The sequence below is a fragment of the Mesorhizobium sp. WSM4814 genome (assembly GCF_055811595.1).
This window is the reverse complement of record NZ_JBVVQT010000030.1, coordinates 36,963-57,575: the sequence shown is the minus strand read 5'-3', so window position 1 is coordinate 57,575 and position 20,613 is coordinate 36,963. Positions and strand designations below refer to the sequence as shown.

Here is a 20,613-nt window from a genome sequence, read left to right as displayed (position 1 = left end):
TGGGAGACAGTGCTTTCTAAGCGCTCCATCGCAGCTGCGTATGTAGCGCTCGCTCTGGGTTTGGCTGCCGGGGGACTGGTCGCGCAGGAGATGCGAAAAGGCGAGATAGGGCCATAGCGCAGGGCATTTCGTGGCCATTGAACTCCTGTACAAAAGGTTCTGTACTACGGCACGAAGTGGAGAACCGTTCGGCCCACGGCATCGCCGCGACAGCGGGCGTGTCGATTCAGTTCGTGAACACAAACCCGGACGGCCTCGCAAATCTCGGCCTAATGACCACCCGCCGCTGACGCTGCGCTGCGCCCAGATGTGCTTGCGGCGCGCATGGAGTGCGGCAAAGCCGGACCAAGATACCTCGTCGACGGCCCAGATGGTGTCGCTGGCGTCGCTCCATTTCCGTAACTACGTGCCAGAAGCATCCAGGTCCATCACACCATCCACTGCGAACTTGTCCGCGCAGTCGCAGATCCGGAGCTTTGACCGGTCGGATTCGGATCAACGCTGGAGCTCTGCGATGATCGCTTCCCGTACCTTTTCTTTGATCATCAGTTTTACTCCCGGATACCAGGTCTCTCGCTACCTATGTGGCCCGCCCAAGTGCAGGCGCCCGCTGTCGCCCGGACGTGAGTAAGAGCAAAGCCGTTTTTTGGCTTATTCGCGACAGATCCAGCTGCAAATCCTGTTCAGGCACTTCATAGGACATGTCGCGGGACAGCAGCCGTATCGCCTCCTTCGTCAGCACCACGGTCAAAGCTTCTCCAGGATAGCGATGCGGAATGCCGCATTTCCGCAGCCTTGCGGGATGAAATCGAATCCGTGAGTCTTCCAGCTAATTCCCGCTCTGGCATCGACGCCTATGAGAAGGCGCTCGCGCTGAATCCCGATTACGATTTGGTGATGTTCAACCTCGGGGGAACGCATTGCAATAGGGGGGAACGGCTTAAGGCGATGGCGATTGGACGACGGCCGTCGACCGCTGCCCAGATCACGAGCTCGCCGCCAAACTCCGACGTGACATGCCGGTTTTTCTTTCCGCCTGATCGCAACTGATGAATTCTATCTCCGGTGACAGTGGAGTGCAGTACTTCTCCTTCGGCCCTTTAGCGAACCTCGAGACACCGAAACTTTATGGGCCAGGGGCGTCGGCGTCTGGAAGACCGTCAGTGACCTTGGAACGACTGAGATGAGGTCGAACGCAGTCACGCTGCGCCTCCCGAGGAATGGCAGCTATTCCAACGTCGGCGTCTGAAGCCGACAGTCAGCAAACGGCCCCTAATGCGACACATTTGGTTCTCGGCTCGGAAGGGTCGCTCTTGGCGCAACTGAGCCCATGACGAACAGCGGATCCCAGCATGTGTGCGAAGTCGTTATGACGTTGTTCGATGTTTGTTCGCGCAAAGTCGCATAATGTGGAACGCGTTTAGCGGTCGTCTACGCAGTTCCTCAGCCTGCTTGGGCGCGGTGAATGTCCAGACCGCGCGACGTCGCGACTTTGCCAAGCTGGAAGACCTCTGTCGCCTCGCCGCGCCCGCGCAACTTGTGCTTGCCCGCCGGGATCGTTTCGAACTTTTCGTCGAGCCGCGAAGCAGTCTCGCCGGAACCGCAAGCCTGGGGCAGGGCGATCCCGGTCCTGCCGCGCTCGGCATTCTCGATTCGGCCCAACTCTAGACTGGCGCTGACGCGCTACCCTTCCTGTGATAGCCGTCGTTCAGAACAACCGTCCAACACCCGCTCCACTAAGCCACCGTGCCAGTAATCTTGTTTCCTGCAACACAATGGACCAGATGCCTGCTACTGGATGTGAGTGGCTATTGAATTCAGCACAAACGGCGAAGGACCAGAACACTATTGATACGCACATTGAATCTCCTGCACTACGCGGCATTTCGGGCGATCATGCTGACGGGCACGGTAAGCGGCGCAGCTGAGCTTCTAGGTCGTAGTCAGCCGGCTGTAAGTCGACTTCTCGACAAGCTGGAATACGAACTCGGCGTATCGCTTTTCGAGCGGCGTCGGGGCCAAGTCACGCCGACGCCGGTTGCCCATCTGCTGCTCGACGAAATCGAGCGGGCGTATGTTTCGCTTGAAGCGCTGAGCAGCTTCGCCTCCCGCCTGGCAAGCGGCGAGGGTGGCGAGATCAGTCTTGCGGTCATGCCGGCGCTGGGCATCAATTTCGTGCCGCACCTGCTGGCTGAGTTCAGAAAGGATTGGCCGAAGACCAAGGTCACGCTGAATGTTCGCATGTCGGTCAAAATCGAGGAATGGGCGGCCGCGCAGCAGATCGATTTTGGCTTGGCGGAGACGCCCTTCAGGCGCTCCGGATTCCGCACCGAGATCTTCAGCGACGCGCCATACATCGCGGCCGTGCCCCGCGATCACCCGCTTGCAGGCCTTTCGCGTCTCGGCCCCGCCGATCTGCGCCAAGGGCCCTTCATATCGTGGACGTCCTTTGTTTCGGCGCGACATCTCCTCGACCAAGCCTTGCAATCCAGCAGCGTCAAAGTGGATGCAGCCTATGAGACGACCTTCTCGGTCTCGGCATATGAGATGGTCAAGCAGGGCATCGGCGTAGCGATCATCGATCCTTACACGGCGGTAGAGCAATTGGACGACAGGGTGAAGCTCATTCCCTTCTCACCAAAGATACCGTTCAATGTCGCTCTGCTGCGGCCGGAGTCGCGGGCGGCCAATCCTGCCGCAGACGCCTTGCTGGAACTGATGGCGAAAAGACGCGATCGGCTTTTGGCACAATTGCCGCTCTAGTTCAGTATGCATTTAATGCATACCACTCGCTAAAGATTCTATTTTGAACATTGCCCTTTCATTGATTTATTCGCTCGATCGATCATTTAGGGAACGGGCCGCCAATGCCGCCGAAACTTACCGAGATGCAAGGCAGAGATTACGACGTCGTCGTGATCGGTGCCGGTATCAACGGAGCAAGTGCGGCGCGCGAACTGGCGTCGGCGGGTTACAGCGTCCTGTTGGTGGACAAGAGCGATTTCGCCGCGGGCGCCTCGAGCCGCTCCTCGCGCATCCTGCATTGCGGCCTTCGCTATTTCGAAACGCCTAATCCCGTCCGCACCTTCGCCTTTCACCCGTTGCGCTTTGCCGGGGCGATGCGCATGGCGCGCGCGGGCATGGAGGCCAGGGCGGAACTCGTGGCTCTGGCGCCGGAAAGATGCAAACCTTTCACCATGTGTTTTCCCGTCTATCCGGAAAGCCCGGTTCGGGATTGGCATCTCGATCTCGGCTTCCGTATTCTGCGACGTCTCGGGCCGCTGGAGCCGCCGCTCTCCTACTGCCGGCTGACGAGGAATTTCGGGGGACACCTGCCGTTCGCGAGCCATCTGCGCGACAGGGAGGGGCTCCGGTCAATCGCCACCTATCGCGAATACATCATGGACTGGCCGGACCGGCTGTGCGTGGACGCTGCCCTCGACGCGGAAGAGAACGGCTCGGAAATACGCCTTTTCTGCGAGGCGGCGATCGTGCGGAGGGATAAGAGCGGCTGGCTAATCGCACTCAAAGACCACGACAAAGGCGAAACGGCTGAGATACATGCCGCCGTCGTGCTGAACATGGCCGGAACCTGGATAGATGAGGTGAATGCCGTCGCCGCGTCCGGCGCCGCCGCCCCCCGGCTCATCCGCGGCACCAAGGGCGCCCACATCGCAGTACGGCTGCCGGATTCCTATCGCGGCTACGGCATAACCACGATCAACCGCAGCGGCATGCCGTTCTACTGTCTCCCGTCCCATGACGACTGCTTCTATTTCGGGCCGACGGAGACGCCCTTCAACGGCGATGCCGCCGACGTCGCGGCAACTGACGAAGATATCGACCTCCTGCTCGGGGAAGCCAATTACATGCTTCCCGGACTAGGACTGACCCGCCGCCATGTCGAGTTCACCTGGGCCGGCGTGCGGCCGCTCACCTTCGATGCGCAGCAGCCCATCGGCCGGCGCACGCGCGAAATTCATGATCTCGCCGGCGCCGGGAAGCCGGGCATCTTCGCCATGACCGCCGGCCCTGTCATGACCCATCTGAGCGCCGGGCGCGAGATGCGAAAGATTGTCGAGAAGCTTCTGAGGCCGAAACACAGGGCGGCTGGAAGACGCAGCCCAGCCACTGACGGCCGCAGCGTGGAATTCGGCATTTCGATGCCGCTTGCCGAGGGCAGACGCGCCGCCTTCCGCAGAGCGGTGTCAGCGGAGCGTGCCCGGGACCTGAAGGGCATTCTCTACACAAGGACAGGGCTTGCCTGGCGTCGGCACTTGGATCGCAGGGAAGTCGAGGAAGTGGCAAGCTCCGTCGCCGATCTCGCCGGCTGGACGCCGGAGAGGACCAGCGGGGAAGTGGAAAAATTCATGCGATACCAGAAGACGGTATTCCGCACCGCATCGGACCCGGTTCAATCAACAGAAACGACATCAACAATGGGAGATATTCAAGCATGAAACGAAAATCCGCATTGAAAAGCATTGCCGCCCTTGCCGTCACTCTGACCGCAAGCACGGTCCTTTCCGCCAGCGGCGCGCAGGCAGCCGACTCGTATCTCAAACAGATCCTGGATCGAGGCGTTGTGCGTGTCGGTGTGCAGGGAGCTTTCAAACCTTGGTCTTTCCCCGCGCCGGACGGGTCCATGCAGGGTATCGAGGTTGATCTTGCCCAGTCGGTGGCCGATGCGCTTGGCCTAGAGCTCGAGCCGGTCATGATCACTTCGGCCAATCGCATGCAGTTCCTGCAGCAGGGCAAAATTGATCTGATTATTGGCGGCATGTACGACACAGCCGAGCGGCGCAAGGTTATCGGAATAATCGAACCTGCGTACTGGAGCTCCGGTCCGACGCTGCTTGCGAAGGAAGGCGTCATCAATGATTGGAAAGACGTTGCCGGCAAGCCAGTCTGCGGCAAGCAGGGCAATTACTACAATAAACAGGTCGAGACCGAGTACGACGCGACCATTATTTCCTTCACCGGAAACACTGAGGCCAAGCAGGCGCTAAGGGACGGAAAATGTATCGCGTGGCTTTATGACGATGCGCCTATCATGGCCGATCTCGCTTCCGGCGAATGGGAAGGCTACGAAATGGCAGTCCCCGTCCTTTACGACAATCCGTGGGCTGCGGCAGTGCCGCTGCCGGAGGTTGATAAAGCCTGGGGTGTGTTCATGTCGGGCATGGCCTATCGCTGGCAGGCTTCCGGGAAATTGGTCGAGCTCGAGAAAAAGTGGAAAGTGAAGCCGTCCGACTGGATCGCCGATCAGCATGAAAAGGCGCAGTGGGATACCAGCTATTTGCAAGGCGGCAACTGAGCCGATGCTCGACGGGATGTCGATCCGTGACCGGATGGCGGAGCTGAAATGTTCCAGTTGATCGCGCCATTCTTCCAGGATCTCTACGAGCGCACGGGCCTGAATTTCATCGTCTTCTACGACAGTTATGAATACGAGCGGTTCCTGTCCGGCGTCAGCGTATCGCTGCAACTGATATTCTGGTCGATTGTCGTGTCGCTGGTGATCGGCGTGTTGGGGGCCTGGGCGCAGAACGCCCGGTCTCCCATCCTGCGCGGTCTGATGGACTTCTATATCCAAGCATTCCGCAACACGCCGCCGATGGTCCAGCTCCTGTTCTTCTATTTCGCTCTCGGCACCTTCACACCGCAGGTGGACATGGGAGGCTATTACCAGCCGCTGATCTCTTCGTTCATGTGGGCGGTCATTTCGCTCGGCATTTTCGGCGGCGCCTTCAATGTCGAGATCTTCCGCGCCGGCCTCGAAGCCGTGCCGGAATCGACGAAGGAGGCCGCCGAAAGCCTGTGTATGAGCAAGTGGCAGACATACTTATACGTCACTTTGCCGCTGGCATTCCGCATCAGCCTGCCGGCGCTCACCAACAATCTTGTCAGCTTGGCGAAGACCACCTCGCTTGCCTATGTCATCGCTGTCCCGGAGATGACCTCCACGTTGAACCAGGTCTGGTCTGCTAACGTGAACGTGCCGGAGATGATGCTGCTTCTGTTCCTCTTTTACGTGCTCGTCGTGTCGCTTCTGGCCACCGCGCTCCACTTCATAGAGCGCAGGCTTGCCCTGCCGGGATACGGGCAATGAGCGGCGACGCTTTCCGTCTAGACGCCCGTCGCTTCGGCCAAGGCAGCTTCTGCTCGCGAATCCATTGGCGGCATGGCCTTTGGCTCGGCCTGACCTTTTTCGGCTCACTTGCCTTCGCCTATGCGCAATCGGAGCCCGAACAGCAGGTCCCATCGGCCATCGCCACGCTGATCCTATGGCTGCCCTTCATCCTCAAGGGCTTCGGGCTCAATCTCCTGATGAGCTTCATCGCCATGGCCGCCGCGACCGTTCTTGGGATCGGATTGGGTCTGCTGCAGGTCAGCCGTTCGCCCCTGTTGCGGGCGCCTGCGTGGTTCGTGACGCATCTGTTCCGCAACTCACCATGGCTGGTGATTCTGTTCATGATCATGTTCCTGGTTCCGTTCGAGATGCGTCTGCCCGGCGGCGATACGGTCAGGATACCGGACTGGGCCAAGGCCACGTTCGCCTTCTCGCTGCCGGTGATGGCCAATATCAGCGAGATCCTGCGCGGCGCCATCAATTCCATCCCGAAGGGCCAGTGGGACTCCGCCGAGAGCCTAGCCTTTACACGCGGCCAGACATTGCGCTGGATCATCCTGCCTCAATGCGTCAGGCGCGCCATCCCGCCGTGGATGAACTGGTATGCGCTGCTCGCGCTGGCGACTCCGATGGCCTCGATCCTTGGCGTGCGCGAGGCGGTCGGCAATGCCCAGGCGGCCATGGAGGCGGCAGGCGCGCGCCCGGAATTGCTCATCCCGTTCTATCTTTTCCTGCTTTGCCTGTTCTTCGCCTACATCTACCCGATCGCAATCTGGACGCGGAAGCTTGAGCGAAAATATGTTGCAAACTAATTCGAACGCCCGCGGAGCAAACCCGCAAACGAACTGGTCGCCGGACATGCCGATCATATCGCTGCGCGACGTGCACAAATCCTTCGGCGCCGTCGAGGTGCTCAAGGGGATCAGCTTCGATGTCCACAAAGGCGAGGTGGTCTGCATCATCGGCCCGTCCGGCTCGGGCAAGTCGACGCTGATCCGCTGCATAAACGGCCTCAACAATATCCAGAAGGGCTCGATCAAGGTCGAAGGACAGGAGGTGAACGACCCGAAGCTCGATCTGCTTGCCCTGCGCAAAAAGGTCGGCATCGTCTTCCAGCAATACAATCTCTTCCCACACAAGACGGCCCTGCAGAACGTCATGATGGCGCCGGTCCTGGTGTTGAAGGAGCCGAAAAGGAAAGTCGAGGAACGGGCCCGTGCGCTGATCGCCAAGGTTCGTCTGCAGGGCAAGGAGGACGCCTATCCGGGAGAGCTGTCGGGCGGTCAGCAGCAGCGCGTCGCCATCGCGCGCAGCCTGGCGATGCGCCCCGACATCATGCTGTTCGACGAGGTGACGGCCGCGCTCGACCCCGAGACGGTGAAGGAGGTGCTGCTCACAATCAGGGAACTCGCAGCCGAGGGCATGACCTGTATCCTCGTCACCCACGAGATGGGCTTTGCCCGCGAAGTCGCGGACCATGTCTATTTCACCGATCGCGGCGTGATCGTGGAGCACGGTCCGCCCGATCAGTTCTTCACCAAGGCGACTGACCCGAGAACGAGGCAGTTCCTGAGCCAGATTCTTTAGGATCGTAGGAGTTTTGGTCCAAAGCTTTCGAGCTATGGACCCGGGACACATGAACCAGACAGGCCGGTGACGGCGGCGTGCGGGCGACCCTATCCGCGCGGTCGATCGTGCTTGGCCAAAAATTCGGCGGGAGAAAGAAATGAACGGGCCGGAACCGGGGACCATTAGCAGGGATCCGCTGCTGCAGCCGCTGACCATCAAGAAGCTGACGTTGCGCAATCGCATCATCAGCACCAGCCATGCCTGCGGTCTCGAAGTCGGCGGAATGCCGGAGGAAGCATACCAGCGCTATCATGAGGAGAAGGCCAGGGGAGGGCTGGCACTTTCGATGTTCGGCGGGTCGTCCAACGTTGACCGCGATTCACCCAACATCTTCCGCCAGCTCAATGTTGGCACGGATGCGATCATCCCCCATCTCCAGCGCTTCAGCACGCGCATGCATGATCTCGGTGCTGCCTTGATGTGCCAGATCACACATCTGGGCCGCCGCGGCGATCCATATGCGGGCGACCGGCTTTCCACGATCGCTCCGTCGCCGGTGCGCGAGACCCTTCACCGCAGTATCCCGAAAGAGATGGACGAGCACGATATCGACCGTGTCGTGACGGCCTATGCGCAGGCTGCCCTGCGCTGCAAGAAAGGCGGGCTGGACGGGATCGAGACCTTGGCGGCCGGACATCTGATCGGCCAGTTCCTGTCGCCGGTGACCAACCGCCGAACCGACCGTTTCGGCGGCTCGCTGGAAAACCGCCTGCGGTTCGGCCTCATGGTGCATGAAGCCATCCGAAAGGCAGTGGGCGACGACTTTCTCGTCGGAATGCGCGTCGTGGTGGATGAGGGCCCGGACGGCGGGTTGGGCTTCGAGGAATGCGTCAAAGCGGCCCTGATGCTCAAGGAGGCGGGGGCCGTCGACTTCTTCAACGCCATTTACGGCACCATGGATACGACACGCGCGCTGGCCGAAGAGAACATGCCCGGCATGGGCTCGCCTCTAGCGCCCTGGGTTAAGCCGGTTGGCGCATTTCGTTACGAAGTCGGACTGCCCGTGTTCCATGCCGCGCGCATTGCCGATGTCGCTTCCGCACGCTTCGCCGTAGTGGAACGCATGTTGGACATGGCGGGCATGACACGCGCCCAGATCGCCGATCCTCATCTGGTGGAGAAGCTCGCCAGCGGGCGCGAGACCGAGATCCGGCCTTGCGTCGGCGCAACGCATTGCCAGTCGCCATATCGGCCCTCCTGCCTGCACAATGCCGCGACCGGCCGTGAACTGACACTGCGCCATGTGATCGAGAAGGCGGAGGGACCGGCGCGCAAGGTGGTCATCGTCGGTGGCGGGCCAGCCGGCCTGGAGGCGGCGCGCATCAGCGCGGAGCGGGGCCATGCCGTTTCACTCCACGAAGCGGGCAGCGACCTTGGCGGACAGATCCGCATCGGCGCAACCGGCTCCTGGCGACGCGATCTCATGGGCATTGTCGAGTGGCGCGCGGCCGAACTGCAGCGCCTCGGCGTATCGGTCCACACCAACAGCTATCTGGAAAGCACCGACATCGCCGTCCTCGAACCGGATGTCGTCATCCTCGCCACGGGCGGCCTGCCGCAGATCGACCTACAGGAGGGAGCCGATCTGTGCCTTAGCACTTGGGACGTCCTGACCGGACAGGTTCCGCTGCAGGGCGAAGTGCTGATCTATGACGGAACCGGCCGGCACCCCGGCCCGCTTGCCGCAGAGCAGGCCCGGCAAGCGGGTGCCGAGGTCATCTATGTCTCGATAGACGCACAGCTGTCGGAGGAACTGACCTATGCTGAGCGCCTGCGGTGGAAAAAGCGGTTCCTGCAGATCGGCGTGAAACCGATCTTCGAGAGCCGCCTCTTTGCCGTCCAACGCAATGCGAACCGGCTGGAAGCGCGCTTCGTCAACGAGATCTCGCGGGAGGTGACGAGCGTCCTGGTGGACCAGGTCATCATCGAGCAGGGTAGCATCCCAATGAATGAAATCTATTTGGAGCTTCGTCCCCAATCGGCAAATGACGGCGTCACAGATCTGGACGCCATGGTGAAAGCGGCGGCGCAACCGCGCCTGCGGGACAGCGGCTTTGAACTGCACCGCATCGGTGATGCCGTTTCAAGCCGGAATATCCACGCCGCGGTTCTGGATGCCTTACGAATATGCAGCGCGCTATGACTGTTGGTGCGGCGGCGGAGTCAGCGACCGATGCTGTCGAGAAACTGATACCAGCCCGCGACGGCGCGAACCGCCGGCTCGCGCAGGAAATAGAACGGGATGGGTTTCGGACCGTCCCGTTCGATGAGACCGAGGTCCGGCTTATCCCCCAACAACAGATCGACGACGCGACGGCCCATGAGGCTCGACAGGGCAACGCCGGCTCCGTTGTAGCCCAGCGCAAAGCCGGTCCGCTCATCGAGCATGCCGACCTGCGGCAGGCTGTTCATGGTCATCGCCACGAGCCCGGACCAGCGATGGGTGATCACGGTGCCGGCAAGCTGCGGGAACATCTCCTTCAGCGCCCTTTCGAGCGCCTGGAACGCGGAGGCGGAGTCTTCGCGGCCGAAAGCGCCGCGCCCGCCGAACAGCATTCGGTCGCCAACGGGGCGGAACCAGCGCATCATGCGCCGTGTCTCGCTGTAGCTCCGGCCGTACCGCATGAGGGTGGCTCGAAGGTCAGGGCCAAGCGGTTCGGTGGCGATCATTGCGCTGCGGAAGGGGATGACCGTTCCGCGCACCAGCGCCGTGGCGGCGGTGATGTCGGAATAGCCGTTTGTGGCGATCAGTACATGCCGGGCACTTACTTGGCCCTGCGCCGTCGTCAGCACGGCCTGGTCACCGTCCTTGTTGCGCGCCAACACCGCCGAATGCTCGAAGATTTCGCCGCCGCCCGCGCGCACCGCGGCCGCAAGCCCGCGTGCATAGTTCAGCGGATGGATGACGCCGGCATGGGTCGAAAGCACGCCGCCGACGAAATCGGCCGAACCGGTTTCCTCCCGTACCTGGTCGGCACCGAGTATGGTGAGGCTGCCGTCGCCGAACATGTCTCGCGCCGTCTCCGCCTCGGTCACGAGCCGCGTCTGGGCGAGGTCGTTGTGGGCGCAGCGCAGGTTTCCGGTCCGGGCAAAGCCGGCATCCGCGATCCCCAGCTGTTCGATATTCCGCTCGACGCAATCCATCGCGTCGTGACCGATGCGGTGCATGCGCCGGGCGATTTCGAGACCATGGTGCCTGGCGATGTCACTTAGCGAGACACGGAATTTCGTGGAGACGACTCCGCCGTTGCGGCCGGATGCGCCCCAGCCGATCTCGGCCGCTTCCAGCACGACCGGGTGCAGGCCGCGTTCGATGGCGCGCAACGCGGCGTTAAGGGCGGTATACCCGCCGCCGATGATGGCGATGTCGGCATTGAACGCATCGGACAGCTTGACCGGGGCCGGCGCGGGCGAGGCCGTTTCCCGCCAGAGCGATCGAGGATGCTCGATCTCGTTCATCGCGCCGTGGCTCCCGCCTTGCTCGTCAGCCGCCGAGCTCCGCTTCGACCGCGTCGGCAAGCTCGGCGAGCGTCGCGAAATGAAAATCGGGCTTGGTCACTTCGCCCGGATGCGGAGTGCCGCCATAGCCTTCCTGGTACATCCGCCGCTCGATCCAACAGACCTCATAACCGAGCGAGCGGGCGACGCCGATGTCATGATACTGGCTCTGTGCGACGTGCAGTATGTCTTTCTGGCGATAGCCGAAGGCAGATTGCCGCCCGAGATTATGCGAGAAGAAGCGGGGATCGGGCTTGGCGCACCTGGCGTCGTCCATTGTGACGGCGTCATGGAAGGGGTTCCCCAGCGTGTGCGAGTAGGCGCTGAAGGCGACGCGGTCGGCGTTCGTCATCGCTACGAGGCGGAAATGCCGGCGCAACCGCTTGAGTGCCTCGGCGGAATCCTCGAATGCCGGCCAACGCAGCACCGCGATCTGGAAGGCGTCGGCCGAGCCTTTGTCAGCAGGCAGACCGAGCTTACGCGCCACATAGAGATAGACGTCCGCCATAACTTGGCTGGAACGGCCGGGATGCTCGATACGCGCATCGAGATAGGGGGCGAAGAGATCGTCGTCGCTCAGCCCCTCGGCAGCCTTTCCGCCGATCTCGCGGAAGGCGTCGAGTATCCCCTTCTCGAAATCGATCAGCGTGCCCACGACGTCGAAGGTCAAGAGTTTGAAATCCTTGAAGGACATTCGGCGATTCCTCTTTGCGGTTTCATGTCTACCTTCTCGCGAAGGTTAAGATGCAATCAACAGGAGGACGGCCGCCCCCGCAATTCCACAAATGGTAACCGGGGAGGTTACATTTTGTAATGGCACGGCTTCGCCACCTGCTTCCCTCGTTCAATGCGCTTGTCACCTTCGAAGCGGCGGTGCGCTGCGGCACCTTTGCCCGCGCCGCGAAAGAGCTCTGCGTTACCGGTCCCGCCGTCAGCCGGACCATCGGGCGGCTCGAAGCGCATCTTGAAGTTGCCCTTTTCCACCGCACCAGCGCCGGCGCCGTGCTGACGGAGGAAGGAACCGCGCTTTTTTCCGGCATTTCGGCCAGCTTCGACGAAATCGAAAAGACATTGCTGCGGCAGCAGGCACGGCGCTCGGGCGTACAAACCGTCGTTCTGTCGGCCTCGTCGGCCTTCGCGACACATTGGTTCATGCCCAGGCTTGCCGATTTCCAGGAAAGGTTCCCAAAGGTCGACATCCGCTTCCAGCTCATCAGCGGACCGCTTGGCGGATCCGTCAATGGGGCCGATATCGCCATGCGCTTCGATTACGGCAGCGGCCCCCGCCATGTGGCCCGCGCAGTCATGCCGGAACTACTGGTTCCAATCCGAGCTCCCCACTTCCGCGGTGCGGAAGCTTCTGCCGGTGCGTTCATGCCGGCCGTTGATCGCATAATCAATCTCAGCACCGCCGAGCCCGATTGGTCGGGGCTGTTTGCCGACGATACGCCAGACGCAAGGCCGGGCGGGCTTCAGTTTTCAGACTATACGGTTGTGGTCCAGGCCGCCCTGCTTGGGCAGGGTGTCGCGCTCGGTTGGCTCAACGTCGTCTCGCATCTGCTGGCTCGCGGCGATCTTGTGCCGGTCGGACAGGTCATGAGGACCGGCCGGACATGCGAACTGGTCACGACTTGCAATCCAGAATCGCCGGTCGTCGTCGAGATCTGCGATTGGATCGGGGCCGAATTCGATGCCGATCTGGAACGCATCAATATGCAATATCCGGACCTCGGACTCGGCGCTGAAAGTGATGGCGCCGTCATCGCGGAGCACTGCCTGCAATCTGAAACTGGTGACCCCTTATGAAATTGAAGACAGCCAACATTTATCTCGTTCAGAGCGGAGGCATTCGCCCGGTACTGCTCGAACTGATCACGGATGACGGCGTGACAGGACTTGGCGGAGCTGGGCTGGCTTATGGCCTGGGAGGACTGGCAGCCGCGGGCATGCTCAAGGAAATGATTGAGCGCTACCTGGCGAATGGCCGAGAGATTTTCCGGGTAGAGAGCCTGTGGGCGGAAATGTACGACCACAGTTTCTGGACCAAAGGCGGCGGGCCGGTGGTCTTTTCCGCGATGAGCGCCATCGACCAGGCCTTGATGGACATCAAAGCCCGCGCTTTGGGAGTTCCCGTATATGAACTGCTGGGCGGCCGCATGCGCGACGGACTGCGCACCTATGCAAATGGCTGGTACTTCGGCTGCACGTCCGACAGCGATCTGCCGAAAGCCGCGGTTGGCGCAGTAACAGACGGTTATGGCGCCCTTAAGTTCTATCCTTTCGCCACCATTTTGCCGGACGGCAGGTTGCGTCACCCGTCGCTGCGCGCTGCGAGCGAGCCGGAGCTTGTCCGACAAGCAATTTCGCGCGTTGCCGCAGTCCGCGAAGCCGTGGGGCCGGAGGTGGAGCTGATGCTCGATCTGTCCGCCGGGGCCACTCCCGACGACACGATACGGTTCTGTCATGCGATCGAGAAATACGACATAACTTATGTGGAGGAGCCGGCCGATCCGGGCGACATCGGTTCGCTCGTCAAAGTAGCAAATGCGATCTCCCAGAGGGTGGCCGTCGGCGAGCGCGTCTCTACCCGGTATGGCTTCCGCGACATTCTGGAGACGCGCGCCGCGGACATTCTCCAGCCGGATATCAGCAATACTGGCGGCCTCCTTGAGGCCCGCAAGATCGCGGCCATGGCGGAGGCCTACAGCCTCAAGGTGCAGCCGCATATCTGCGCGAGCGCATTGTCCACCGCGGTCGGCATGCACTTCAGCGCGTCGATCCCCAACTTCTACATTCAGGAGCATTTCCCATACTGGGATCGCATTCCCGGCCACATCGAAGTCCTCGAGGACCCCATCGAGCCGACTGTGAAGAACGGCGTCATACCCATTCGTGATAGCCCCGGCTTCGGAGTGACGTTCAGGCGGGAGGCGCTGAGGGACGGCCTATATCAAACCGTGGCCCTTTAAGCCTTCCCACAAAGAGGCAGAACACTTTCGAAAGCGCTTATTGGCCCGGTGCGTACGTCGCTGCGAAAACGGCCAACTGAAAGAACAATCAGCGAACATCTAAAATTAGCCTCGGCGCGATACGGCCGATAGTGGCACGATGGACACGAAAGATGCCCAGGACCGTCTGCTCCGCCTGCAGCTTGTCGTATAGCTCGACGTCCCGCTTCTGGATGGCATTCCACTCGCCTTCTCGAGTTCGTTGTACTTGTCGACTGTCTCGGGCGTGACGATGAAGGGCGGGATGTACAGGGGTATCCGGTGAGCGAGGCTGTCGCGGAACCCTTTGAGATGCTTGTCTATCCAGCCTTGACGCTTGTCCAAATAGGCGAGGAACTCCTTGCTAAAGGAAGAAGCGCGGACTTCCTTGCTTTTCGGGTCGAGGCCCACTCGGAGAGACTCGAGCTCCTTGCCTTCGGCGTTGATGACCGCCTTCTCGCAGACCCAGATCCAGGCCAAATTGCCGTCACGTCCTACGCCGTTGCGCCCGCGGTGCGTTATCGAGACACCCGAACGCGTTCATTACGAATGCCTGGATATTCAGCGTTGCGTCGACGACCGTGTCCCTCTCGGGGATTTCGTCCAGCTCTGGGGGGAGCTTCTCGAACACGATGTCAACAGCCCTGACCATGGTACCGAGGCGCCGCGAGAACCCATGATATGCGAAATCGTGGCCACGCTCGGTCTGATACTTGCGACCAAGAAAGCGATCCCGCAGTTCAGCGAACTGCCTGCCGATGCATGTCCTCTCGGCCAGCGTGAAGTTTTTCGATGTCCTCGGGTTTGAAGTAGCAGACCATTTGCTCGACAACGCCTTGATGATGCCCCGGCGACGTGGCCGGGCGACTAGGAATGGGTGTTGATGTCCTGCTCAATCTGCCGTGCTGATTCCAGAATGTCATCGAAACTCGGCGGAGTGCCGAAGATCATGGCCGCCGTATTGGCATAGTCGCGCGTGAGCGCGTCCACCATCTTTGGAGCGGGCGCGATCGCGAAGCTGCCCGAGACTGCTGAGGCGAGGTCATAGTCGGGACGGTCGAAAAACATTCGTGCGTGCCGCACACAATCGGCGCCAAGGTTGAGATCGCCGAGCGCGACCTTTCCGGTCTCGGATCCGAGAAGACAGTGCAGGTCATAATAGTGCCGAGACACCCGCTGGCCTTCCTGTCGCAGTTCGCCGCGCCGCTCGTGCCAGCGGCGCAATCCATGGGCGATCACCACCTTGTCCCAAAGGTGCGGGTCGCCTCGATCGTGGTCACGTCGGCGACGGTGAGATCAATGCCTGCCGCTTCCCCCGCGACATAGGGCGTGATTGTGATGGGCGATTGGGATCGAGCGCCGATTTCGCCCCGGACTCGAGGCGTATGGCCGGTCGCACATAGGCGCTATCACGCGGCTCGACCTCGGGATACCAGAGCAGCAGGGTCTGACCATCGGCATCGGCTTCGTCGAGCTCCACCCGTCCGGCGCCGTTCGTAATGTCGGCAAGTTGAGCGGTGAGGAAGTCTCGCAGCGGGCCTGTGATATACGCACGGCAGGCGTCCCGGATGGCGTCGAGCTTGGCGCGGCGCTTCTTGTTCGACAGTCCCTCAAGCTCTTCGACGGAGGCAGCCTCGTCGAGATCGTCGCGGAACACGGTAACGTCGATGTCCTCGGAAAAACGCTGGATGAGGCCATAGCCTTTTGATAGCGACGTCCGCCCTTGAACAGCAGCCGTGGCTCCCCCGCAGGCCTTTCTTGGTAGAGCGAATTGAGCGTCCAGCAGACCCAGAAGTCCTTTTCGACATTGCCCACCGGAGCTCCGATCCGATTGGCCGTGTTGAGGAACAGGTCGAGCCGGTCACGTGGGGATGCCGCGATGATCTGGCGGTAAGCATCGGTACTCATGGCTTCGCCTCGTGCGGGTCCGCCCTCAGGATTTCGCGGAGGAACTCCTGCATCCAGATCGGCACGGCGGAGAGACCGGCGCGCAGATCCTCGCGAATGGCCTCGCCGTGATTGGGGTCGGCAAACAGGCGGCGCAACGTCGCCTGGATACGCTTCCGTTCGCCCTTCTGACTCAGCATGTCTTGCATCCAATGCAAGGCTTGGACGACCCGCATCCCCGGCCGATCCGCCCAATAGAGGCGGCTAGGGGCAGCGTATTTGAAGTGGATTTCCTGCGTGCCGAGCTTGATTGGCTTCAACCGCGCATCGACCACGACTTCTATTCGGGCGGGGACGGCGGTCGTGAGGCCGAGGTCGTTGGCGGCCGTCATACCATCGATGACGGCGCGCGCCCGATCGCGGCGCGTGACGGCGCGGATCACAGCGCGATAGTCCGGCACGGTGGCGCGGCCAGTCAGGTTGTTCGTGCGCGGCCGGTCATAGAGGCCTCGGTCGATCCGGCGCAGCTCCCCGGCGGCTGACAGGCGCTGCAGGGTTTTGTCCACGGCGGCGCGCGCGCCGAGATCGGCGAAGTCGCCGGGGGTCCAGACCTCGTCGGGTTTGGACTCAATGCGGGCAAGCAGGCGCGAGCGAAGATCGGTATCAACCTCAACGATGGGCATGTCCGAAATATGCTACAAGTTTCGGACAAAGGCAAGGTATGAGTCCGAAATATGCTACATTTTCGGACACTCGGTGGCGCCCAAAACTCCAAAAATGGAATTCCCATTCTCCCATTTTCGCATTGAAGGATAAGGCCCGAGCATCGAACGCCTCCTTCCGCAGGGGTACGACATCATTCCGGTTGAGTCCGTGAAGCGTCAGGCCTTCGGCAATAAATTTAGCCAGCTACCGACAATACGGGCTAAGGTCTTAGCGAAATGGATCGCCGGGGTGATCGCACCGTCACCAGCGTGCCATGGCCGCCACTCGCTTCAGAGCCAGCGCCGGCCTCTCTTCAGAGCTTTTTGCAGAACCTTCAGGACACTATCCCAAATCGCACAGCCTCGCGGTCACTGGACACGCGGTCAGTCAAATCCCTTGGCACACAGCTACGAGAATTTCAGCCAACCCCCAGTGAATCCTGCCTTGCGCAGACCCTCGACAATGAGCGGGCATTTCTTCATCAACTCCCAAAGAAATCCCGTGCGGTGGTTCTCGATCATCAACACGATCGGTCCTTGATCGAGTCCGTAATAACCTTTTGAGATCCAACCCGGCTCGCTTTGATGCCCTGATTCGAAGGTTGGGTTAAAGCTGCACTTGAAGCCATACTCACTGGTCACTTCGGGGTATACCTCATTAAAGTGCCGCAACGCTGGCAAGACAATCTCGGGGGCGAAAGGTAGCGATGCAATCGCGGCCCAGGGCGCGATGGTGCCATCGTCCGGACCAAATGGGATGCCGCGCGCCGTGTAGTCGAAAAAGTGACGCTCAACGCCCTCGATCTTCACACAGGTTGGACCAGGACCATCACTCGCGCTAATGCCCCAACAATGCTCGTTGTACCCTTTGTAGTCCAATGGATTATGGATCGCGTATTGCTGTTGCGCGTAAGTTGCACGGCGGCTGTTCTCGAAATAATCAATCCCCTTCTCACGCATGAATTCGTCCTGAATGCCGCGAAAGTCGATCCACATGTGTGAGAGCTGATGAATGAATAATGGGCCGGCATAGAGAAACTCCAGGCCATAGAGATTCTTCCAGCAGTAAGTGCGAGTTTGCGCCTTGTAGCTCTCGGCTGGAATTGGATGGGCCGGCGAAGCCAGTGCCAACACGTAAAGGATCAGGGCTTCGTTATATCCCTCCCACCGATGCGGCAGAAACCCGTACTCCGGTTTCCAACTCATCGATACGGTTTCTCCGGCGTTAAGCGCCCACTGCCAATCGGCCCGGGCGTAGAGCTCTTCAGCCAGCGAACGTATTTCGCGCTCGTCGGGCGCACCTCCATCAAAGTACGCAGCGGCGGCCAACATGCCAGCGAGCAGAAATGTCGAATCAATCGTCGACAACTCCGACACCCAGGCGCGACGGCCGGTGTCCATGTATAGAAAGTGGTAATAGAAGCCCTTGTAACCGGTCGCGTCCGCCGCCTCGCTCTGTTCACTGTCTCTAAAGAATCGAAGTGTCGTGAGTGTGCGCTCGATAGCTTCGGCGCGTGTGATAAAGCCGCGCTCGACGCCGATGGTGTAGGCCGTTAATGCAAACCCTATCGCGGCAATGCTCGCATGCGACCCCGTGCGCGTGTTGTCAGGGACCATTCCATTGGCGCGATTGCTCTCTTTTAGGAAATATTCGATCGTGTCCCGTTGGAGTTTGTCCAACGTTTCCTCACTCTGACTCATCCGCCCTCCTGGATCGCGGCATTCCAGTCTCGATAAGGGACTTGGCGATCACGCTCACTGAGTGAAGATATCGTATTTTCCCTTGGGTTTCACGACCGTCTCGCAACGGCTTCGAGCGTGCGATGAACCGGACAATTTCCGGCAATTTCGGCAATCCCTTCGCCCTAGTGGTCGCCTACGATGGCTTCCGATCGCCCGCGCTTCGCGAATCGCACTTCCCGCCAAGGATCATTCAAGACCGAAATCCTCGCGTCCTCAATTCGCACGCTTTTTCCACCTCAAAGCAGGGGCGATGACAAGCGCCGTTTCTGCGACCGTGCCGCCAACGGTACTCAGAATCTCGCCAAACACCTGCTCAGCGACAGAGGTTCGCATCCTTTCTCTGATTTCCCGACAATCCGGCGATCTGGGCATTATTCGGCCTATCGGAAGAGCGATGGCCTATGCGGTATTGTTAGGCCATCTAAACGAAGTGTGCATCTTTCTAAATTGAGCTAAACAAGCTGGTAGAATAAAGTCCGTTTCGTCGCAGTGCCTTGCGCAGCGAGGCCTCGGCCGGAGGGAGGAATCTTCTCGCCAACAGACATTCAGCGGTCCGGGAGCACCTTCCGGACGGTTGCGAAGCATTGGTTCGTCACTGGTCTACGCGGGAGATCGACGGGGACTTGGACGCAGCCCACAAAACTTATCGTCCTCATGCAGGGAACCCGAGACAATGAACCTCTCCTCTCTCCTCGCTGCCAGCGCCGCCAAGGGCAAGCCCGTTCGCGTTGGCCTTATCGGCGCCGGCAAGTTCGGTTCGATGGTGCTCGCCCAAGCGCAGCGCATTGCCGGCTATCACATGGTCGCCGTAGCGGACCTGAATGTTGCAAAGGCGCGCGAGTCGCTCGACCGCGTCGGCTGGCCGAAGGAGAGCTATTGCGCCACCAGCGCCGCTGACGCCGCCAAGAATGGCACGACCTTCGTGACGGATGATGTCGCGGCGCTGCTCGCCTGCGACGATATCGAATGCGTCATTGAGGCGACCGGCCATCCGATCGCCGGCACGCGACACGCGCTAGCCGCGATCGAGGCCGGCAAGCATATTGTCATGGTCAATGTCGAGGCCGACGTCATGGTCGGCCCGATCCTGGCAAGAAAGGCCGCGGCAAAGGGCGTGGTCTATTCGATGGCCTATGGCGACCAGCCGGCGTTGATCTGCGAGCTTGTGGATTGGGCTCGCGCCACCGGCTTCGAAGTCACAGCGGCCGGCAAGGGCATGAACTTCGAGCCGCGCTACCGTTATTCGACGCCTGATACCGTCTGGGGGTTCTTCGGATGGTCGGAAGAATATGTCGCCAAGGGCGACTTCAACCCGAAAATGTACAACTCTTTCACGGACGGGACCAAAGCTGCGATCGAGATGGCGGCGGTCGCCAACGGCGCCGGCCTCGATTGTCCGGACAATGGTCTCGCTTTCCCACCTGCCGGGCTGCACGACCTCGCCAAGGTGTTCCGGCCGGCCGCCGATGGCGGCCGCATGGATCGCAGCGGCCTTGTCGACATCGCAGCCAGCCAGGAACCTGATGGCCGCGAGGTCTTCAACAATATTCGCTATGGTGTGTTCGTTACCTTCAAGGCCCACAACGAATACTCGAAGGCCTGCTTCAACCAGTATGGCCTGCTGACCGATCCGTCGGGATGGTATGCGTCCATGTGGCGTCCGTTCCACATCATCGGCCTGGAAACTTCGGTCAGTGTGCTTTCGGCCGTGTTGCGCGGCGAGGCGACCGGCTGCTCGAAAGAATTCCGCGGTGACGCCGTGGCCACCGCCAAGAAGGACATGCAGCCGGGTGAGGTGCTCGACGGCGAGGGCGGCTTCGCCGTCTGGGCCCACGCTATTCCCGCGACGCGCAGCCTGGCGCACAGAGCTTTGCCCATCGGACTCGCGCATAACGTTAAGCTCAAGCGCGCGATCAAGAAGGACCAGATCGTCAGCTTCGACGATGTGGAATTGGTCAACGACCTGGATGTCCTGGAGGTGCGGCGCGAGATGGAAGACACGTTCCGTCCCAACCCCAGCGTTGCGGCCTGA

At 60.8% G+C, this 20,613-nt stretch carries 18 protein-coding genes; 10 read left to right on the top strand and 8 right to left on the bottom strand.

Annotated elements, in window-relative coordinates:
- Positions 1-1,443 precede the first annotated feature (1,443 nt).
- Positions 1,444-1,662 (bottom strand): hypothetical protein, encoded by a 219-nt coding sequence (locus tag AC0L2V_RS29210; protein ID WP_473521878.1) that lies wholly within the window; start codon positions 1,660-1,662, stop codon positions 1,444-1,446.
- Between the two features lie 186 nt (positions 1,663-1,848).
- Here AC0L2V_RS29210 and AC0L2V_RS29205 point away from each other — a divergent pair, with 186 nt between their 5' ends.
- The 7 genes from AC0L2V_RS29205 (at position 1,849) to AC0L2V_RS29175 (ending at position 9,905) form a co-directional block, all read left to right on the top strand.
- Positions 1,849-2,763: a LysR substrate-binding domain-containing protein gene (locus tag AC0L2V_RS29205; protein WP_473521877.1), complete on the top strand. Its 915-nt coding sequence runs from the start codon at positions 1,849-1,851 to the stop codon at positions 2,761-2,763.
- A gap of 104 nt (positions 2,764-2,867) precedes the next feature.
- Positions 2,868-4,460, top strand: a complete 1,593-nt coding sequence (locus AC0L2V_RS29200; RefSeq protein ID WP_473521876.1) for an FAD-dependent oxidoreductase — start codon at positions 2,868-2,870, stop codon at positions 4,458-4,460.
- Positions 4,457-5,317, top strand: coding sequence for a transporter substrate-binding domain-containing protein (locus AC0L2V_RS29195; RefSeq protein WP_473521875.1), 861 nt, complete (start codon positions 4,457-4,459; stop codon positions 5,315-5,317). The genes AC0L2V_RS29200 and AC0L2V_RS29195 overlap by 4 nt, the downstream gene beginning before the upstream one ends.
- A gap of 48 nt (positions 5,318-5,365) precedes the next feature.
- Positions 5,366-6,112, top strand: coding sequence for an amino acid ABC transporter permease (locus AC0L2V_RS29190; RefSeq protein WP_473521874.1), 747 nt, complete (start codon positions 5,366-5,368; stop codon positions 6,110-6,112).
- Entirely contained in the window at positions 6,109-6,945 is an 837-nt protein-coding gene (locus AC0L2V_RS29185; protein ID WP_473521873.1) for an amino acid ABC transporter permease, read from the top strand. Before AC0L2V_RS29190 ends, AC0L2V_RS29185 begins: the two co-directional genes overlap by 4 nt.
- A gap of 46 nt (positions 6,946-6,991) precedes the next feature.
- Entirely contained in the window at positions 6,992-7,720 is a 729-nt protein-coding gene (locus AC0L2V_RS29180) for an amino acid ABC transporter ATP-binding protein (protein WP_473521872.1), read from the top strand.
- Between the two features lie 139 nt (positions 7,721-7,859).
- The gene (locus AC0L2V_RS29175) at positions 7,860-9,905 is read left to right on the top strand and encodes an oxidoreductase (RefSeq protein WP_473521871.1); all 2,046 of its coding nucleotides are present in this window, start codon (positions 7,860-7,862) and stop codon (positions 9,903-9,905) included.
- Positions 9,906-9,925: 20 nt separating this feature from the next.
- On the opposite strand, the gene AC0L2V_RS29170 is transcribed toward AC0L2V_RS29175, so the two are convergent.
- Complete coding sequence (locus AC0L2V_RS29170; RefSeq protein WP_473521870.1) at positions 9,926-11,221, bottom strand: NAD(P)/FAD-dependent oxidoreductase; 1,296 nt, start codon at positions 11,219-11,221, stop codon at positions 9,926-9,928.
- Between the two features lie 25 nt (positions 11,222-11,246).
- Positions 11,247-11,954 (bottom strand): HAD-IA family hydrolase, encoded by a 708-nt coding sequence (locus AC0L2V_RS29165; RefSeq protein ID WP_473521869.1) that lies wholly within the window; start codon positions 11,952-11,954, stop codon positions 11,247-11,249.
- A 119-nt stretch (positions 11,955-12,073) separates the two neighbouring features.
- Between AC0L2V_RS29165 and AC0L2V_RS29160 the strand changes: the two genes are divergently transcribed.
- The gene (locus tag AC0L2V_RS29160; protein WP_473521868.1) at positions 12,074-13,066 is read left to right on the top strand and encodes a LysR family transcriptional regulator; all 993 of its coding nucleotides are present in this window, start codon (positions 12,074-12,076) and stop codon (positions 13,064-13,066) included.
- Complete coding sequence (locus tag AC0L2V_RS29155) at positions 13,063-14,229, top strand: mandelate racemase/muconate lactonizing enzyme family protein (RefSeq protein ID WP_473521867.1); 1,167 nt, start codon at positions 13,063-13,065, stop codon at positions 14,227-14,229. The genes AC0L2V_RS29160 and AC0L2V_RS29155 overlap by 4 nt, the downstream gene beginning before the upstream one ends.
- Positions 14,230-14,334: 105 nt before the next feature.
- On the opposite strand, the gene AC0L2V_RS29150 is transcribed toward AC0L2V_RS29155, so the two are convergent.
- The 5 genes from AC0L2V_RS29150 to AC0L2V_RS29130 form a co-directional block, all read right to left on the bottom strand.
- Positions 14,335-14,727 carry a hypothetical protein gene (locus tag AC0L2V_RS29150; RefSeq protein ID WP_473521866.1) on the bottom strand — a complete coding sequence of 131 codons (393 nt, stop codon included), beginning with the start codon at positions 14,725-14,727 and terminating at the stop codon, positions 14,335-14,337.
- Between the two features lie 387 nt (positions 14,728-15,114).
- Positions 15,115-15,486 carry a nucleotidyl transferase AbiEii/AbiGii toxin family protein gene (locus tag AC0L2V_RS29145; protein WP_473521865.1) on the bottom strand — a complete coding sequence of 124 codons (372 nt, stop codon included), beginning with the start codon at positions 15,484-15,486 and terminating at the stop codon, positions 15,115-15,117.
- A gap of 37 nt (positions 15,487-15,523) precedes the next feature.
- Complete coding sequence (locus AC0L2V_RS29140; protein ID WP_473521881.1) at positions 15,524-15,937, bottom strand: nucleotidyl transferase AbiEii/AbiGii toxin family protein; 414 nt, start codon at positions 15,935-15,937, stop codon at positions 15,524-15,526.
- 214 nt (positions 15,938-16,151) lie between these two features.
- Positions 16,152-16,817: a DUF6088 family protein gene (locus AC0L2V_RS29135; RefSeq protein WP_473521864.1), complete on the bottom strand. Its 666-nt coding sequence runs from the start codon at positions 16,815-16,817 to the stop codon at positions 16,152-16,154.
- 429 nt (positions 16,818-17,246) lie between these two features.
- Positions 17,247-18,539 (bottom strand): glucoamylase family protein, encoded by a 1,293-nt coding sequence (locus AC0L2V_RS29130; protein ID WP_473521863.1) that lies wholly within the window; start codon positions 18,537-18,539, stop codon positions 17,247-17,249.
- Between the two features lie 715 nt (positions 18,540-19,254).
- On the opposite strand from AC0L2V_RS29130, the gene AC0L2V_RS29125 reads away from it, so the two are divergent.
- Positions 19,255-20,613: an NAD(P)H-dependent oxidoreductase gene (locus tag AC0L2V_RS29125; protein ID WP_473521862.1), complete on the top strand. Its 1,359-nt coding sequence runs from the start codon at positions 19,255-19,257 to the stop codon at positions 20,611-20,613.

What these genes read in the sequence shown, in the direction of transcription:
- AC0L2V_RS29200 (WP_473521876.1), top strand. Translation starts at nt 2,868, where the DNA reads ATGCCGCCGAAACTTACCGAGATGCAAGGCAGAGATTACGACGTCGTC.
- AC0L2V_RS29195 (WP_473521875.1), top strand. Translation starts at nt 4,457, where the DNA reads ATGAAACGAAAATCCGCATTGAAAAGCATTGCCGCCCTTGCCGTCACT.
- AC0L2V_RS29190 (WP_473521874.1), top strand. Translation starts at nt 5,366, where the DNA reads ATGTTCCAGTTGATCGCGCCATTCTTCCAGGATCTCTACGAGCGCACG.
- AC0L2V_RS29185 (WP_473521873.1), top strand. Translation starts at nt 6,109, where the DNA reads ATGAGCGGCGACGCTTTCCGTCTAGACGCCCGTCGCTTCGGCCAAGGC.
- AC0L2V_RS29180 (WP_473521872.1), top strand. Translation starts at nt 6,992, where the DNA reads ATGCCGATCATATCGCTGCGCGACGTGCACAAATCCTTCGGCGCCGTC.
- AC0L2V_RS29175 (WP_473521871.1), top strand. Translation starts at nt 7,860, where the DNA reads ATGAACGGGCCGGAACCGGGGACCATTAGCAGGGATCCGCTGCTGCAG.
- AC0L2V_RS29170 (WP_473521870.1), bottom strand. Translation starts at nt 11,221, where the DNA reads ATGAACGAGATCGAGCATCCTCGATCGCTCTGGCGGGAAACGGCCTCG.
- AC0L2V_RS29165 (WP_473521869.1), bottom strand. Translation starts at nt 11,954, where the DNA reads ATGTCCTTCAAGGATTTCAAACTCTTGACCTTCGACGTCGTGGGCACG.
- AC0L2V_RS29160 (WP_473521868.1), top strand. Translation starts at nt 12,074, where the DNA reads ATGGCACGGCTTCGCCACCTGCTTCCCTCGTTCAATGCGCTTGTCACC.
- AC0L2V_RS29155 (WP_473521867.1), top strand. Translation starts at nt 13,063, where the DNA reads ATGAAATTGAAGACAGCCAACATTTATCTCGTTCAGAGCGGAGGCATT.
- AC0L2V_RS29135 (WP_473521864.1), bottom strand. Translation starts at nt 16,817, where the DNA reads ATGCCCATCGTTGAGGTTGATACCGATCTTCGCTCGCGCCTGCTTGCC.
- AC0L2V_RS29130 (WP_473521863.1), bottom strand. Translation starts at nt 18,539, where the DNA reads ATGAGTCAGAGTGAGGAAACGTTGGACAAACTCCAACGGGACACGATC.
- AC0L2V_RS29125 (WP_473521862.1), top strand. Translation starts at nt 19,255, where the DNA reads ATGAACCTCTCCTCTCTCCTCGCTGCCAGCGCCGCCAAGGGCAAGCCC.